Annotated in this window: 16 protein-coding genes and 1 tRNA gene; 10 read left to right on the top strand and 7 right to left on the bottom strand. The window is 54.7% G+C overall.

From position 1 onward, the window contains the following. Positions 1–262 precede the first annotated feature (262 nt). Positions 263–1,363 carry a cache domain-containing protein gene (locus tag RBB18_RS08470; RefSeq protein WP_306110865.1) on the bottom strand — a complete coding sequence of 367 codons (1,101 nt, stop codon included), beginning with the start codon at positions 1,361–1,363 and terminating at the stop codon, positions 263–265. Positions 1,364–1,660: 297 nt separating this feature from the next. Here RBB18_RS08470 and RBB18_RS08475 point away from each other — a divergent pair, with 297 nt between their 5' ends. Next, positions 1,661–2,032, top strand: coding sequence for a Rid family hydrolase (locus tag RBB18_RS08475; RefSeq protein WP_306110866.1), 372 nt, complete (start codon positions 1,661–1,663; stop codon positions 2,030–2,032). 1,158 nt (positions 2,033–3,190) lie between these two features. On the opposite strand, the gene RBB18_RS23175 is transcribed toward RBB18_RS08475, so the two are convergent. Then, a complete protein-coding gene (locus RBB18_RS23175) occupies positions 3,191–3,634 on the bottom strand; it encodes a thermonuclease family protein (protein WP_371931611.1) in 444 nt (147 codons plus the stop codon). Between the two features lie 298 nt (positions 3,635–3,932). Here RBB18_RS23175 and RBB18_RS08480 point away from each other — a divergent pair, with 298 nt between their 5' ends. Further along, positions 3,933–5,522, top strand: coding sequence for an ATP-binding protein (locus RBB18_RS08480; RefSeq protein WP_306110867.1), 1,590 nt, complete (start codon positions 3,933–3,935; stop codon positions 5,520–5,522). A 199-nt stretch (positions 5,523–5,721) separates the two neighbouring features. On the opposite strand, the gene RBB18_RS08485 is transcribed toward RBB18_RS08480, so the two are convergent. The 3 genes from RBB18_RS08485 to RBB18_RS08495 form a co-directional block, all read right to left on the bottom strand. Continuing rightward, positions 5,722–6,141, bottom strand: coding sequence for a response regulator (locus tag RBB18_RS08485; RefSeq protein WP_306110868.1), 420 nt, complete (start codon positions 6,139–6,141; stop codon positions 5,722–5,724). A 1,419-nt stretch (positions 6,142–7,560) separates the two neighbouring features. Beyond that, positions 7,561–7,956: a Rap1a/Tai family immunity protein gene (locus RBB18_RS08490; RefSeq protein WP_274593605.1), complete on the bottom strand. Its 396-nt coding sequence runs from the start codon at positions 7,954–7,956 to the stop codon at positions 7,561–7,563. After that, the gene (locus tag RBB18_RS08495; RefSeq protein WP_274593606.1) at positions 7,953–8,207 is read right to left on the bottom strand and encodes a helix-turn-helix domain-containing protein; all 255 of its coding nucleotides are present in this window, start codon (positions 8,205–8,207) and stop codon (positions 7,953–7,955) included. Before RBB18_RS08495 ends, RBB18_RS08490 begins: the two co-directional genes overlap by 4 nt. Positions 8,208–8,263: 56 nt before the next feature. Between RBB18_RS08495 and RBB18_RS08500 the strand changes: the two genes are divergently transcribed. From RBB18_RS08500 to RBB18_RS08520, 5 genes are all read left to right on the top strand, one after another. Further along, a complete protein-coding gene (locus RBB18_RS08500; protein ID WP_306110869.1) occupies positions 8,264–8,665 on the top strand; it encodes a hypothetical protein in 402 nt (133 codons plus the stop codon). Positions 8,666–8,696: 31 nt separating this feature from the next. Next, positions 8,697–8,933 carry a hypothetical protein gene (locus RBB18_RS08505; RefSeq protein ID WP_274593608.1) on the top strand — a complete coding sequence of 79 codons (237 nt, stop codon included), beginning with the start codon at positions 8,697–8,699 and terminating at the stop codon, positions 8,931–8,933. A 75-nt stretch (positions 8,934–9,008) separates the two neighbouring features. Then, on the top strand, positions 9,009–9,509 hold the full coding sequence (locus RBB18_RS08510) for a hypothetical protein (protein WP_306110870.1): 501 nt from the start codon (positions 9,009–9,011) through the stop codon (positions 9,507–9,509). 153 nt (positions 9,510–9,662) lie between these two features. Further along, positions 9,663–10,124, top strand: coding sequence for a helix-turn-helix domain-containing protein (locus RBB18_RS08515; protein WP_306110871.1), 462 nt, complete (start codon positions 9,663–9,665; stop codon positions 10,122–10,124). A gap of 3 nt (positions 10,125–10,127) precedes the next feature. Continuing rightward, complete coding sequence (locus RBB18_RS08520; RefSeq protein ID WP_306110872.1) at positions 10,128–10,697, top strand: PIN domain-containing protein; 570 nt, start codon at positions 10,128–10,130, stop codon at positions 10,695–10,697. 112 nt (positions 10,698–10,809) lie between these two features. Here the strand turns inward: RBB18_RS08520 and RBB18_RS08525 are convergent. Next, positions 10,810–10,895, bottom strand: a tRNA-Leu gene (locus RBB18_RS08525). A 148-nt stretch (positions 10,896–11,043) separates the two neighbouring features. Here RBB18_RS08525 and RBB18_RS08530 point away from each other — a divergent pair. Both RBB18_RS08530 and RBB18_RS08535 read left to right on the top strand, forming a co-directional pair. Then, positions 11,044–12,027 carry a complex I NDUFA9 subunit family protein gene (locus RBB18_RS08530; protein ID WP_274593612.1) on the top strand — a complete coding sequence of 328 codons (984 nt, stop codon included), beginning with the start codon at positions 11,044–11,046 and terminating at the stop codon, positions 12,025–12,027. Between the two features lie 26 nt (positions 12,028–12,053). Continuing rightward, entirely contained in the window at positions 12,054–12,758 is a 705-nt protein-coding gene (locus RBB18_RS08535; protein ID WP_306110873.1) for a hypothetical protein, read from the top strand. On the opposite strand, the gene RBB18_RS08540 is transcribed toward RBB18_RS08535, so the two are convergent. Further along, positions 12,749–13,552, bottom strand: coding sequence for an undecaprenyl-diphosphate phosphatase (locus RBB18_RS08540; protein WP_274593614.1), 804 nt, complete (start codon positions 13,550–13,552; stop codon positions 12,749–12,751). The two genes, RBB18_RS08535 and RBB18_RS08540, sit on opposite strands and share 10 nt — an antisense overlap. 220 nt (positions 13,553–13,772) lie before the next feature. Here RBB18_RS08540 and RBB18_RS08545 point away from each other — a divergent pair, with 220 nt between their 5' ends. After that, complete coding sequence (locus RBB18_RS08545) at positions 13,773–15,209, top strand: NAD(P)-dependent oxidoreductase (RefSeq protein ID WP_306110874.1); 1,437 nt, start codon at positions 13,773–13,775, stop codon at positions 15,207–15,209.

The raw sequence follows: 15,209 nt of genomic DNA on the forward strand, positions 1-15,209 counted from the left end.
CAAAACGAGACGGAACCGACGAACGGAACATGAGACAGTCACCGACACCACTCACGCGTGCTGAGATAGCCTGCCTCTTCGCCAAAGAACTTGGCTATTGATGATTTGCCACTGATTTTAATGACCGACAAGTTTAGGTCGAACAGGTGGCAAAACGCCAGCTCGGCTTAGCTTTCGCGGTGCGGCGAACCCTCATGGACTTTGTAGAAAATGTCCTGTGTGAACGCGGATCGTTTGCCAACTTTCCTGTAGTGCCGAGAAGCTAGTAATACCGGCTTTGAATACGACTGAGAGCTTCCGAGAGCTTTTCACTTTCGCGACTTGAATCGTATTCCTCCGGGTACGGCTCTTTGCCGTCAGCAATCTCTGTTGCGATATCGGTCAATCTTTCCAAAGGACGCACGAAATGACGGGTAAAGAACATAGAAAATATCGCGAGGATGCCCACGAGGCTGAATAAGCTCATCCACATCGCAGAAGATAGTTGCGATGCGTCTTCACCGAAGTTTGACGGCGGGATGCGTACCACGACGGACAAACCAGTCGGTGGAGCATTGCCGATAGTTAATTCTGGTGCGACAGCATAAATGTTTCGCTCACCATATTTGTCTTCGATGATTTGTGCAGAGCCGATGTTTAGCGAAAGAGAGCTGAGGTCGACAGGCGTGAGACTGGGCTGATTCTCTTGATCCTGGTCGAAAACAGAGCGTCCGCGTGCATCGACAACGTACGTGAAGAGTTCGAGATCATATGCAGCCGCTTCCACATACTGCCTAAGCCAGCTGGCTTTAAGGCTATAGACATATACGCCTTTGACACTTCCATCTGGCGATTTAACCGGCACCGATATGTTCAACACGTCCTTACGGTCATGCGACTGCTCGGTGGCCGAGGACGTCATTGCACCGAAGAATGGCCCTCGGAGTCCTCGCCTGTACCAGTCGGTGCCTGATACTGAAGTCCCCTCTCTCAGTCCATTTGATCCGACTCGAATTGTTCCCGAAAGATCCGCGAGACCAGCCCAGCTTACACGACCACCGGCTACAAGAACCGCATCCGTAAAGGCGCGTACCTCGTCGTAATCCTTTGACGCAATCTGCCCAGCGACCGCCCGAAGACTTTCCCATTCACGCTCCAACGCGCGGGACACGGCGAGTCTAATCGCCTTCGCTCCTCGAGTAGCATTGGTGGCTTCCACTTGAGCTTCGAAATTCCGAGCATGCTGATGGATCGGCCACCAGATTGCCAACATGCCCAGGAGCCCGCATATGACGACAAATCCAAGAACTGAGTTGGCAAGACGAGGTGCGTGTAATTTTTGTTGTTGCGAGCCGCTCTGGCTTCTGATCTCGACGTAAGGCATATCTGTCCCCCCAACTACAAATTACTTAAGCTGGGCCAGTCGGCTTTCCTGATTTGAATATATCCCGACTACAGCCACACCCTGGCGTCGTTAGAATGGAACTCCGGCAATATTATGACCACCCGGTTTCTTTCGTCCTTAACATGTGGAAGGTCTGCTCCGAGCTCAATTTGCCGAATGTTGCACTGCGCACGAACGTCCGCATTGTGCATCGAAGCAGCTGGTTTATCATGTGTTGAAATCCGATCCATAGTGGAGGTCACTCACATGCGGCAGCTTGTCTCGAATGGAAACCCTATGGAGGAAATCGTCGGGTTCAGTCGCGCAGTTCGCGTAGGTCCCTACATTTCGGTAGGTGGAACTGCTCCAGTCGATGCGGAAGGTAAAACCGTAGGCGTCGGAGACGTATTTGCGCAAACTACCCAATGCTTCGAGATCATTAAAGCCGCCCTTGAGCAGGCTGGCTCCGGTATCCACGATATCGTGCGGACAAGAGTTATTCTGACAGATATAGAGAATTGGAAAGACGCCATTGAGGCGCGAAAGAGATACTGTCTCGAAGCCCGACCAGTCGATACCATTATGGCAGTCACCCGGTTTGTAAACCCGGAGTGGTTAGTTGAGATTGAAGTTGATGCGGTAGTTTCAGGCGACACGGCAGAGTCATGACCACATTGTCGTGTCTGAGCGAATAATCCGACGAATTTGACGCCAAATGAAAACTGCCACTGGAACAGATATTGCGAAATTCCATTCCTCCCGCGCACCCAACTTTGGCTTAGGCCGCAGCAATTTTCTGGGTAGAGCTCTTAGGGCGTCGTATCTGGCAATGTCGGCTCTATCAACAAAAGACTGATCCTGAAAACGGAGTGTTTCTCACTTAGTCGCGTTTGTCACTTTGTTGGCTTCATTGAGTCTCCTTCTCGACCGCCAGAAGGTGCATTTCACTTTGTATACGGCGCAGCGTTTTCCGTAGCGCAGAACGAAAGCGCTCAATCAAAAAGAAGACAGGCAGCCTTGTGGCGAGTCCCCAGGTGATCAGGAATGATGAGCAAGACAGAAGCAGCAGACAAATTCGACATCAAAGAGAATTGTGTTCCCGAAAGAGCTGTAAGAGTGCGCAAACGTCGCTGCTATGCGATCCTCGTTATTGGGGTCTTGAGTATTCTGCTACTGGCAAACTGAGCCGATCCAACGAAAACAACGGCGTATACTCTTCGATACTAAAGCGACCAAACCCTAGCAGCCCCGACTCCGACGCAGATGACAGAACATCTCGCCAAGCAAAAGTAGTTGTGGAGGCGCGACAGAATAGTGTTGCAAGTTGCAACACAAAGCCTGGTCGCGGCAATAAGCAGTTCGCCTCGGAGACAGCATCTACAACTAACGTAGCTAAGCGGACCGTTAACGGTGCCATCCCAAGTAAATTCCCCGTGCACGTTACAAGGTGAGCCAGAAATTGCGCAAAAAAACGTGTTTGAACGCACAAGTTGACGCCACCAAGGATAGCGCCGATCCTAAATTTGGGAGGATAGTGCTATGGAGAAGAACCAAGTGCACCTTGAGGGCCGTTCCCTCGAACTTCTTCGAAAGATCAAATCTGGCGGTCAGCCATACTTCGACAGGTCCAGACTAGAGCCCTTGATCAGCTCTGGCTTTGTCAGAATCGGAGAGTTCGGGCGAGTGATGATTACGAAATCTGGCTCGCAATTTCTGGATTCGGAAAGACCCGCAATTTGATGACCCGGTAGGCGTTCGGAACTTTATGCATGAACCGAAGCGACACCTGCCGAGTGTGCAACGCCCGCGCTTGCGCTGGATGAATGTTCACCTGCAGTAACTATGCTGTTGGTGTCTGCGGCTCTCTGGAGTTTCGAATTTTCGGTATCTACCGCCTGAGTACCGAGGGCAGTCCCTGGCGTGTCCGGCGGCAATAACCGCTGCACCCAGATCCACGCCACTCTTGTCCCAGCAAACGCCTACCCAGCGGTCATAGGTCTTCTGTCCGTTGAACTCGCATGTGATGGTTGAGTTGCTATAGGTATTCTGCATCCAGCGCTTCCCGGCTTGCCCGCCCCGTTCGTTCAATTCGGGGGCATCGACCCCATTCAACCTCACGGCGATCCGACCCCGACTTGTTGCAATCTCGATGGTGTCTGCGTCCCGGACATGGACAAGCTTTCCGCTGAGGGTGGTTGCCGAAGCGTGTGAAGTAGCGCTGAGCACGCAAATCATTGCGAGGAGCGCGGCGGAGGTTAGGGATTTCAGCATCAAGGTATCCGTTACGGTTTGAGAGCTTCTACTTCCCGCCGCCTAAGCACACACGCTGGCAATTTACAGGCAGTCTTGTGGCTATTTGTGCCCTTCAATGGTTTGCTCCGTTCCAAGAGGCAGCAGTTCTTTTGCCGTTATCCCATGAACCCAGGTGAGGGATTCCACGGCTAGGCAATGCTGTCGAAATACAACGTTGAGCCGGTTTTATTACCAAATTGGATCATTCGTTTAGGGTAGGTTCGCGTTTCGCAGTAGTAAATTCAGAAGTATCTTGGAAACGTGTCGTGAGGGATCGATGGAAGATTTTGGCGTTTCACCCAACCCATCGGATAGAGGCGAGATCCCCAAGGGCCACGATGACGCTCTTAGGCAACTGTTCATTTTCTCACTCGACCCCGACATCGACATGGAAGAGAAAATTGCTCGACTGCTTCAGTTGGGCTGTGAGGCTCTGAGCTTGCCTCTAGGGATTGTGAGCTGCATCGAAGATAGCAGCTATACGATACATCATGTGCACGGACCCGATTGGGCCCCGGAGCCTGGGGCTGAATTCGACGTGTCCGCAACGTACTGCACTCACACACTCATTGCAGACGACGTTACCCATTTCCATTACGCTGGCGCATCTGAAATCGCAGACCACCCTTGCTACCTCAATTTCGGCCTTGAGAGTTATATCGGTGTACCTCTGAGAGTAGGTTCCAAACGGGTGGGAACCTTGAACTTTTCGAGCCCTGATAAACGCAAGGCTTTCCTTCCTATCGAAGCCGAACTGGTGCGGTTATTTGGGCGCTGGCTTGGTCAGGAATGGCTCAAGGCGGAACGGACTCGTGAGCTCGCGGAGAAGACCATGCTTCTCAATGCCATTGTCGAAGCCGTTCCGGACGCAATCATTACCGCGAACGATGAACGTACAATCCAGATGATTAACTCGTCTGGCGAAAAGCTATTTGGCTTTGATAGAGACAGGCTGGTGGGGCAAAGCACATCTGTTCTTTACCCCAGCGTCGATGAATACGAACGCCAGGGCGAACGGGTCTACGACAAAGCAATGCAGAAAGCGGTGAACCGTTTCGAAATGAACCTTCGCAAGAAGGACGGATCAATATTCCCCGGCGAAGTCTTTATGGCCCCTCTTAACGGCGACGCTGATGCAAAGCTTGGCGTAGTAGGTGTTATACGAGACATCAGTGAGGAAACAGCACTTCGCAAGGCCAAGGATGAACTCATAGCGACCGTATCGCACGAACTTCGCACGCCCATCACTTCGATAAATGGCGCTGTGAAACTCCTGGCGATGGAACGTGAACAGCTTCCTGAGAATATGCGGGTGCTACTTGACGCAGCCACCCGAAACTCTGATCGGCTGATACACCTTGTAGAAAACATTCTCGACTTGGAGAAGCTCAACTCAAATGAATACTTTGTCGACCACCGAAAAATAGACCTGTCGGTGCTGGTTGCCAGGGCGGTTGAGGACATGCGCCCGTATGCTGATCAGTATGACGTGAGGCTCGATTTAGTGAACGGCGATGCCGGTCAAACTACCATAGTTGGCGATGGAGCTCGCTTGCTCCAAGTCTTGAGCAATTTGCTATCGAATGCGGTGAAGGCCTCGTCGGCTGCAGGAGTGGTTGAAGTTGGACTAACCTCAAGTGGAAACGGTTTTTGGATCCGCGACCATGGCAAAGGCATTCCAGCTTCTTTGCAACAAGAACTATTCGACCGCTTCACGCGGTCGCCTGAGAGTTATACAGCAACGCAAAAAGGCACCGGTCTTGGTATGAGCATCGTTAAGGCCATTGTTGATCACCACGGCGGACAAATCGAGTTCGATACAGCTGAAGGCGAAGGAACTACCTTTACGGTTACGCTTTCCGCATAGCCGCTCGGTAAAGAGAAATAGGCTCTGGCTTCATCTGTGAGACCATATTTTGCTGCGTAATCCGCAAGGATTCGCTCTGCTTCTTCCAGTCGTTCTATGGTCACCGGCGGCTCCCCTATGAGGGGATTGTCGCATCAAAAGGTTATTGTACCGTTAACTCGACGCGCGGCAGATGATTGCGATCATCTCTGCTTTGATCTCAACTTGTGCCCTTTTCGATGTTCGGTGCCACATCTAAGCTTGTCGCCCTGACAAGACTAAGACCGGAAACGCGTTGCAGTTTTGCACGCAGGTCGGCATCCCGAAATGGTTTTTCGATCACGTCACAGTAACCCAAGCTGGGCGGAAGTTTTCGGATGTCTTCCTTGAAGTTCGCGAGGAGTATGACGTGGCAGTCTAGCTGAATTAACCGTCCAGCAACCTCCGCACTTTGGGTTCCGCAATCCATAGCTAAATCTACTATTGCGACCTTTGGTGCGCGTAGCGTGATTTCACGGTCAGCGTCCTCGATGCTCTTACACGTTCTCACGTCATCAAGACCGTATCCCTGAAACGCTAGCTCTAGGTCGAGGGCTACTACATGATCGTCTTCGATAATGAGTACAGGTATTTGGTTCATGTAGTGATCTTGCTCCGAGATGCATGCTTCGATTACTCGCTCAAGTGTTGAACAGTCAAATCGAACTAAGCCATGTTCAGTGATTCGCAGAATTAAATAAGACATAACAAAGAAACAGACGCATCGCGTGGGTAAGGAAAAGTCCGAACAATAACTCAAGCGGTCGCGTGAATAAGTTTCGCCCCTTAACGGCAAGCGACTGAAAGGATATTGACCTTCCAGCCGCCCAGCACCCAATTAAGGCTGTTAGTTTTTCGCAGCTGCACATTCTCGGGACTGTTCGGCTGCGGTGGCGGGGAGTAACCGCCACACGGATGCCCTGGGGAAAGACGACCGCTTTCGTAGCGCAACACACGTCCGTTGTTTTCTCAACAACTCCGTCACGCGCATAAAGAGATTGGCAAGGTCGTGCCGACAACCCATTATAGTTGTCCATGTAGCCTTCCAAGCTTATTGATGATTGTGCTTAGGTTCTGTTAGGATCGACACCATCATACATACCACTCACAAACCTGATTGCGCTCACGCTTAGGAAGTGTGGGCGCAATTTTTTTTGGCTGAAAACTGTCTTGGATCAATAGAGCAATTCGGAGTTCTTCCGTGCAATTACAGAAACTTCGGAACTTTTACGTGATGTTTGGCGTTGAGAACTTCTGTTTGCAAAAGTCGAGGCTTTCCCATTTTGAATTGGTTACACATGTATTTGGCTTACACCCTGTTGTTGACGGTCTTAATCGGCGTCGTTTTCCTTGTGCTTTAAGAGCGTCAACATAGTCTGAGCAGAGAAAAAGCGACCGAGGCAGCCCGGTCGCAGTTACAAGGAGATAGGTGAGGCTGATGGGGTTCAAATCCTCGCCTATAGATTTGCTCCTATAGAATTATGAAGTGATGCGCCACCCACTCTAGTTTAATAGCAGCACACCCGCGCTGGCCTTGCACGGTCGCAATTTTGTTTGAATGTTTTTGGCTTCTACCCCCATTACTCCTCAATTCGATAACGCTTTGCGTTGAGATTGGTAACGGAAATGTTGAGCAGGCATTTTCAACAAAAACCGTTACTGGCTTCAATAAAATCCGTACCGATAATGCGCTGATAGCAGGGTTGGCATACTAGGTGTCGTCTGGTGTCCAGGTTTGGGCAAAGGAGCAAATTCGACATGCACATGTCTATTTTTGCTCAGCAATGAATCGCGACACCTGCCATGTATAGTGAGTTCTTACGGCAAACATTTGAGGATATAGGCGGCGACCGCCGATACTTGGCGGTTGCCGCAATTCTCGTTCTGTAGAGATGGGTGCGCCGGGATGATCATTGGATCATCGCTTTATTCCAGTGCTTTCAAAGCCACCCCTGGCCCTGTAGCCACTTGGCCGTCATCGAGAAGCCGAACAGCCTGGCAATCGATTGCAGGAGTTGTTTTAGCCGCAGGGAAAGGCTTCGGAGTATGCCGTCCAGATCAAGGTTCGGGCACTGGTATGGCGTGTTTCAGGGTTGTTGGTGAGGTACTTAATCGCCACGTCCTTCAGTTGTTCGTTTGAAGCCTCAGACGGAACGCAGCTGCCTGTAATGGCCCCGACTGCATCATTTACAGCATCTTCGCCCAATCCAGGGTTGGACTGAATTACAGCCAGAGTACCGCCCCAGGGAGCGCCCTCCGAATACCCGATGATGTAGCCAAGGCAAAACCCGGCCATGACCTGGTTGTCGCTTATGCAGGTATTCAACAGTTCATTACCGGAAATCTGCTGTGCGCTGGAACTCGTCGCTATTGCCGTCAGGCAACAAGCCATAGAGGCAAGCCTAATCCATTTCATGCTTTATCCTTCTTTAATCTCACACCTGCACCGCCGCCGTTCTCGGGGATGAATTCCACCCCGGCTGCTTCGAGGGCTTCTCGGATAGCATCGGCGGTTTCACTTCGACCGCCAATAGGCCCGGTAGAAGCTTCGAGCCTTTTGATCGTTGGAATGGACACTCCTGACTTTTCCGCAAGGTCATTTTGGGACCATTTCAGTAACGCTCGTGCAGCTTTCACCTGCTCAATTGATACTTTTAGTATTGACAAGCGTCCGCCCCCATGTTGATACTTTTGGTATCATATCACGAGTGGAGGTTTCCGCAATGAAAGACTGCCCTGAAAACATAGATACCGCTGGCAAACGCATCGCTTGGTTCTGCGAGCATTTTGATGTTTCGCCCCCGGCGCTGGAGCACGACGATGATGAACCCGACGCGATCCTGCTCACTGATGAGCTTATGACGTGGATCAAAGTGCAAGGCGCATCCATGGATTGGGTGTTCTGTGGTGGCGTTGCAGGGATGGCATCGGTGTTTCGTGAGAAGCACAAAATGGACCCTGAAACCGCTCACTTCCTTGACTTGCTCCAGAAGCTCGATCCGCAAGAGCAGGAGGTCCTCGTTGGCGCGCTCAGAAAAATTGGATCAGGCGAGGTCGAATTTTCCAACGCCGTGGAAAACGCCCAAAAGAAGATAGGCGACCTACGCAAAGCCTCAGCTGCGTAGGCCTGCACCAAAAACCCAGGAGGGAATACAAATGAATGAATTGAGCCTGCCAAAGAACGCCTCGCTCTCTGACTGTGAGCACTACTCGATCATCCTGTGCGGTGTGATGGAGGGCGCAAATCACCTCGACAGTGAGGGACACTGCAACGCCCGCGTGGCAGTCGCAGAGGTTGCGGAAGCAATGATGAACGAACTCAGCATGGCCCTCCAGACTCTTTCAAGCCAGAGCAAACCGAAGATCCAGGGCGTGAAAGGAGCCGGAAACTGAAAATCGCCCTTTTCCTTGTCGTCGAAGGCAGCCTGCAATCGTGGGCTGCCTTTCCCCATTAAGGCTATTTCAAAAATGACATTTCAGTACGACATTAACCGCCAGTGGTCTGACCAGTTCATACCGCAGATCAAGAGCATCGTCGGCAGCCACCTATTGCAGGCTGCCCCCGATATGCTCGATATGACGCAAGCAACGGATCTGGTAATGCTGGACGCCCGCGATATGCGAATTGCAGCACGGGTACGCAGGCCGGGATATGCCGACCGCTACCCCCATCAGTTCACAGTGCGCTCACGGCTTCCCTCAGGCGCTGAGACGGAGCTTTCCAAGATAGTGAACGGCAAGGGCGACTGGCTGTTCTATGGCCACGCCAACGCCTCACAGACGGCTGTGGAGCGCTGGTATCTGATCGACCTGAACGCCTTCCGGGCGGCGTTGATCCGGCAGGGTTCAGAGGGGCTATGTTGGGGGAACAAGTGCAACCAGGATGGAACGCGCTTCACCTGGTTCGATGTACGCAGCTTTCCGGCTAACCCGCCGTTGGTGGTGGCGAGGTCACATGATGCGATTTAAAACTTATCACGTTCATCAAGGGCTAATAACGGAAGCCAAGGGCCAACAGCCTATAAAAATTGAATCTTTTTTCAGTACCTTAAGGAATCTCCGATAAAATTCTGTTGCGAATATTTCGAATAGGACTCATATCTAGCTCATGCGGAGGGAAAAATGACTTCTATGAATGCTTTTGATGAGCGCCTGCCCAGTGACATCGATATCAAAAGTGCGGATCATCTGCGCGAGATAATCGCCAGCGCACTAGAGTCCGGCACAGACGGCGCAAAAATTAAGTTTGCTCGTCAAGACGGGCAGCTAGCAGAGGTAGTCTTAACGCCTAGCATCGCGGAAACATTCATTAAGGTTTTGCGGCTGATTTCTAATCGCCAAGGCTTTCATGTGATTCCTTACAAGGCTGAACTAACCACTCAGGAGGCAGCTGATTTTTTGAATGTCTCAAGGCCGTTTCTTATCAAACTTCTCGAAAGCAATGAGATTGAATACACGCGAGTTGGTCGACATCGTAGGGTCAAAGCTGAGGACCTATTTGCATTCAAGCACAAGCGTGACCAAGGGCGCGCTGATGCGCTCGAAAAGCTGGCGCAAGAAGATGCAAGACTAGGGCAGATTTGAGCTTTGATCGCCAACCGCTTTACGGTCATTCTTGACGCAAACGTACTGTTTGGAGGTCTACACCGAAATATTGCTCTATCACTCGCAGAGGGCGGGTTTTACAGACCGCGATGGTCTACAAAAATTCTGGAGGAGCTAGAGAGAAACCTCGAGAGCAGATTGGGCGACCATAGAACTGCAAAGCTGCAACGCGAAAGAATTGAACACGCATTCCCTGAGGGCGAGGTGGAAATTTCAGCTGAGGCTGAAGCTAGGCTCACATTGCCGGATGATGGAGACAACCACGTACTGGCAGCTGCGATAAAGGCGCGCGCCGCACAAATCGTGACTGATAATCTGAGGGACTTTCCTTCCGAATTATTGGAGCCGTACGAAATAGAGGCTATTTCAGCCGATCATTTCTTTTCCAACACAATCTCGCTTTCGGAAACTGCAGCGGTTTACCGTCTACGTTTAATGCGGCGGCGCTTTCAAGATCCAGCTTACTCACCAGAAGCTTTGCTATTGAGATGTGAGCAGGTTGGCTTGCCGGAAACAGCCAGCATTCTGAATGAGTACACCGAATTTCTATAACTCATCCCTGTCAGCACTTCGTTATTAGGCATGGCAGGGTGGACAGAGGGGTGGATTGAAAAAACGAACTACTGCGGAACGCATTGATTTTATTATTTTTTTAGGGGATTAATGGTGCCCAGGAGAGGACTCGAACCTCCACGTCCATACGGACACTAGCACCTGAAGCTAGCGCGTCTACCATTCCGCCACCTGGGCAGGTGTCGTGGAGGCGCATTTAGACATCACGCCGGGTCATGTCAACGTGGATTCGTGCGGATAGTTCGCATTGGTCAATTCGCCTTGTCGATTTCGGCCATCACGTCTAGTAGAAAGGAACCCAAAGGCGCAGACGGGAGCACCAATCATGTCCAGGCTTGTCACCATTTACGGCGGATCGGGGTTTGTCGGGCGGTATATCGCGCGGCGGATGGCGCAGAAGGGATGGCGTGTGCGGGTCGCGGTGCGCCGCCCGCACGAGGCGATCTTCGTCAAACCCTACGGTGTCGTGGGGCAGGTTGCGCCCGTAACGTGCAACCTGCGCGATGATGACAGCGTGCGCTCGGTGATGCACGGCGCGGATGCAGTGATCAACTGCGTCGGCACGTTCGACCGGCGCGGCAAGAACAATTTCGACGCCATCCAGGTCGAAGGCGCGCGCCGCGTGGCGCGTATGGCCGCCGAGACGGGCGTCGGCCGCATGGTGCAGATCTCGGCGATCGGCGCCGACACGGGCTCGCCCAGCATCTACGCCCAGACCAAGGCCAAGGGCGAAGAGGCCGTGCTGGAACATATGCCCGACGCCGTCATCCTGCGCCCCTCGGTGATTTTTGGCGCCGAGGACAGCTTCTTTAACCGTTTCGCCGGCATGGCCCGGATCTCGCCGATCCTGCCCGTCGTCGGCGCAAGCACGAAGTTCCAGCCGGTCTATGTCGACAACGTCGCCGAGGCCGCGGTGATGGGCGCCACGGGCGACGCCGCCCCCGGCATCTACGAGCTGGGCGGACCTGACGTGCACACCTTCCGCGAGCTGATGCACCAGATGCTGGAGGTGATCCGCCGTCGCCGTCTGATCATGAACATCCCCTTCGCCATCGCGCGGCCCCTTGGCGCCGCGATGGACGGGGTCCAGTTCCTCAGCGGCGGGTTGATCCCGGCGCAAATCACCCGCGACCAGGTCGCCAGCCTTAAACGGGACAACGTCGTCGCGGACGACGCAAAGGGATTTGCCGCGCTGGGCATCCGGCCCACGGCGATGGAGGCGGTTCTGTCCGATTACCTGTGGCGGTTCCGCCCGTCGGGCCAGTATTCGGATATCAAGGAATCGGCGCGCAACCTTCGCCAGGGATGATCCGGCGCGCGATATGTGCCGCGCTGTTGCTTGTCTCGTCGGCGCTTGCGGTCTGTGCCCAACCGATACCGGAAAAGCAGGCGCAGCTTTTCGTCGATTTTGCGCGGGACGTCTCGGGGAATGATCCTCAGGTCATGGTCACCGCGCGCGACCTGATTGAAACGCCGCCCACCACGCTGGAGACGATCGGGTACTACGGTCTCGAAGACGCCCCGGCAGCAGAGCGCACGCTGCGCGGGATCATCAGCTTGCTCGACGCTCGCGGTCACATCCTCGGGATCGAGGACAAGTACATCAACGAGATGCCGCTGGTGCTGGAACAACAGGGTCTGGCCGATTTCGCAGGCGACCCGCAAAGGGATGTCATGACCCTGTTTCCGGGTGAAATAGACCCTGAAACCGGACCGAGCGACGATCAATGGCGCGCCTTCCGCAAGGGCTTTGGCGGGCATGTCCGCGCGATCGAGGCGGCGATGGCGCGCAAGGGGCACGTGCTCATGTCACTGGATCTGCCGCTCGGCGACACGTTGCACCTGTGGTGCGCCTCGCCCGAGATGGCAGAGAAGTGGCGCGGCCAGGTTCTGTATTTCGGGAGGAACACGCTCGACCGGCGCTATTTCCCCACCGTGACCGTCGCCGTGACAGATGTGGCTTGGAACGACTACTGGGGCTTTCTGACCTATGCGCTGTTCATCCCCGAGCGCCATAGCGACCTGCCTGACTACGAATAAGCCACGACCAGCAGTACGATCCCGAGGACGATCCGGTAGATCACGTATGGCGTGAAGGACACGCTGCGCAATAGCCGCATCATCAGCGTCAGCGCCAGCAGCGCAGAGACGAAGGCAAACGCGGCGGCAATGGCGCTGTCCCGGATCAGCGCGACATTCGCGGTGTAGATCGCCTCGCCGCCAAGGAACACGCCGCTTTCGATGATCACCGGGATCGACATCAGCATCGACAGCCGCGCCGCGTCGGACCGGCTGTAGCCCATGAACCGCGCGCCGGTGATGGTTATCCCGGACCGCGACGTGCCCGGGATCAGCGCGATGGCCTGCCAGACGCCCATCACCATGGCATCGCGGAGCGACCAGTCCGCGGTGGTGCGCGTCGCCTCGCCCGCCTGGTCGGCCCAGTAGAGCACGATACCAAAGACCAGCATCGTCCAGCCGATCACCGCGATCGAGCGCATGGCGTCGTCCAGCCCGGTCAATTTCAACAGCACGCCAAAGGCCACCACCGGGATCGACGACACGATCAGCAGAAAGGCCAGTTTCGAGCCTTCCGTGTCGATCCGGCCCTTCAGGGCGCGGGGCAGGCCCGACAGCGCCAGTTTCACATCCGACCAGAAATACAGGATCACCGCGAAAAGCGTACCGACATGCACCGCCACGTCGATCGCCTGACCTTGATCGTCGAGTCCGGTCAGGCCGGGCAGCAGGATCAGGTGGCCCGAGGACGACACCGGCAGGAACTCTGTGATCCCTTGGATCACGGCCACCAGTATAAGATGGAAAAGCGGCATGTACGCGGCCCTGCTCGTGTCTTTTTTTCCTAGCTATACCGCATTCGGAGTCCGAGGGAAGTGGACATTTATGTCCGGATCGGACCTAAGTTTTTGATCAAACTTGACGTTGCGCGGTGCCGAGGGTAGAAATATCGCAATATAGGTAAACTGTACTGACTTTATTTTTGCTTGGTCTTGCACTACACCTTCCGAACCTAGGCGATCTTTGGAGAGAATCGTGGCAAAAACACCGATGCTGAAATTCGTGTCCGTCGAGCGGGACATGCCCACCAAGCGCACCGCTGATGCGCGCCGGGAAGATTTCAACGAGATCTACGCGGAATACGCCGACGAAAAGGCCAAGGAGCAGTCCGGCCGGTGCAGCCAATGTGGCGTGCCTTATTGCCAGAACCACTGCCCGCTGCACAACAACATCCCCGACTGGCTGCGCCTGACCGCCGAGGGGCGCCTGCAGGAGGCCTACGAGGTAAGCCAGGCGACTAACACTTTCCCCGAGATCTGTGGCCGCATCTGCCCGCAGGACCGGCTGTGCGAAGGCAACTGCGTGATCGAGAAATCCGGGCACGGCACGGTCACCATCGGCGCGGTCGAGAAATACATCACCGACACCGCGTGGGAGGAAGGCTGGGTGCAGCCCATCGCACCCGTTCAGGAGCGCGAGGAAAGCGTTGGCATTATCGGCGCTGGCCCTGGCGGGCTGGCGGCGGCGGACGTGCTGCGCAACGCTGGCGTGCAGGTCACGGTCTATGACCGCTATGACCGCGCGGGTGGATTGCTGACCTATGGCATCCCCGGCTTCAAGCTGGAAAAGCCCGTTGTCATGCGCCGTGTCGAACAGCTTGAAAAAGGCGGTGTCGAGTTCGTGCTGAACTGCGACGTGGGCAATGACATCACCTTTGACGAGATCCGGCAGAAACACACCGCGGTCCTGATCGCCACGGGCGTCTACAAAAGCCGCGAACTGCCCGGCCCCGGCGCGGGCGCCGCGGGCATCGTGCGGGCCATCGACTACCTGACGGCGTCGAACCGCAAGAGTTTCGGCGATGACGTGCCAGAGTTCGAAAACGGCGAGCTGAATGCCGAGGGCAAGCGCGTCATCGTGATTGGCGGCGGCGACACCGCGATGGACTGTGTGCGCACTGCGGTCCGGCAGGGCGCCACCAGCGTCAAGTGTCTCTATCGCCGCGACCGGGCAAATATGCCGGGCTCGCAACGCGAGGTGATGAACGCCGAGGAAGAAGGCGTGGACTTCCAGTGGCTTTCCGCCCCCAAGGCGTTCCACGGCGACCCGGTGACCTCCGTGAAGGTGCAGCAGATGCGCCTCGGTTCGCCGGACGCCACGGGCCGGCAAAGCCCCGAGGAGATCGAAGGCGCGGATTACGACGAGCCCGCCGACCTGGTGATCAAGGCGCTGGGCTTCGAGGCCGAGGAACTGCCGACGCTGTGGGATCAGGATGAGCTGACCGTGACCCGTTGGGGCACCATCCGGGCCGAATTTACCAGCGGCAAGACCTCTCTGCCCGGCGTCTATGCCGTCGGCGACATCGTGCGCGGTGCCAGCCTCGTGGTCTGGGCCATTCGCGACGGACGCGACGCCGCTGCGGCAATTCTTGAAGAGATGGACGCCGGCGCAACGGCGGTGGCGGCGGAATAA

This window comes from Roseovarius sp. MMSF_3298 (assembly GCF_030733705.1).
Lineage (GTDB): Bacteria > Pseudomonadota > Alphaproteobacteria > Rhodobacterales > Rhodobacteraceae > Roseovarius > Roseovarius confluentis.

Excerpts from the sequence above, each read along its gene's own strand:
- RBB18_RS08515 (WP_306110871.1), top strand. The coding sequence starts at position 9,663 with ATGACTTCTATGAATGCTTTTGATGAGCGCCTGCCCAGTGACATCGAT.
- RBB18_RS23175 (WP_371931611.1), bottom strand. The coding sequence starts at position 3,634 with ATGCTGAAATCCCTAACCTCCGCCGCGCTCCTCGCAATGATTTGCGTG.
- RBB18_RS08470 (WP_306110865.1), bottom strand. The coding sequence starts at position 1,363 with ATGCCTTACGTCGAGATCAGAAGCCAGAGCGGCTCGCAACAACAAAAA.
- RBB18_RS08475 (WP_306110866.1), top strand. The coding sequence starts at position 1,661 with ATGGAGGAAATCGTCGGGTTCAGTCGCGCAGTTCGCGTAGGTCCCTAC.
- RBB18_RS08540 (WP_274593614.1), bottom strand. The coding sequence starts at position 13,552 with ATGCCGCTTTTCCATCTTATACTGGTGGCCGTGATCCAAGGGATCACA.
- RBB18_RS08485 (WP_306110868.1), bottom strand. The coding sequence starts at position 6,141 with ATGAACCAAATACCTGTACTCATTATCGAAGACGATCATGTAGTAGCC.
- RBB18_RS08505 (WP_274593608.1), top strand. The coding sequence starts at position 8,697 with ATGAATGAATTGAGCCTGCCAAAGAACGCCTCGCTCTCTGACTGTGAG.
- RBB18_RS08480 (WP_306110867.1), top strand. The coding sequence starts at position 3,933 with ATGGAAGATTTTGGCGTTTCACCCAACCCATCGGATAGAGGCGAGATC.
- RBB18_RS08490 (WP_274593605.1), bottom strand. The coding sequence starts at position 7,956 with ATGAAATGGATTAGGCTTGCCTCTATGGCTTGTTGCCTGACGGCAATA.
- RBB18_RS08510 (WP_306110870.1), top strand. The coding sequence starts at position 9,009 with ATGACATTTCAGTACGACATTAACCGCCAGTGGTCTGACCAGTTCATA.
- RBB18_RS08530 (WP_274593612.1), top strand. The coding sequence starts at position 11,044 with ATGTCCAGGCTTGTCACCATTTACGGCGGATCGGGGTTTGTCGGGCGG.
- RBB18_RS08500 (WP_306110869.1), top strand. The coding sequence starts at position 8,264 with ATGAAAGACTGCCCTGAAAACATAGATACCGCTGGCAAACGCATCGCT.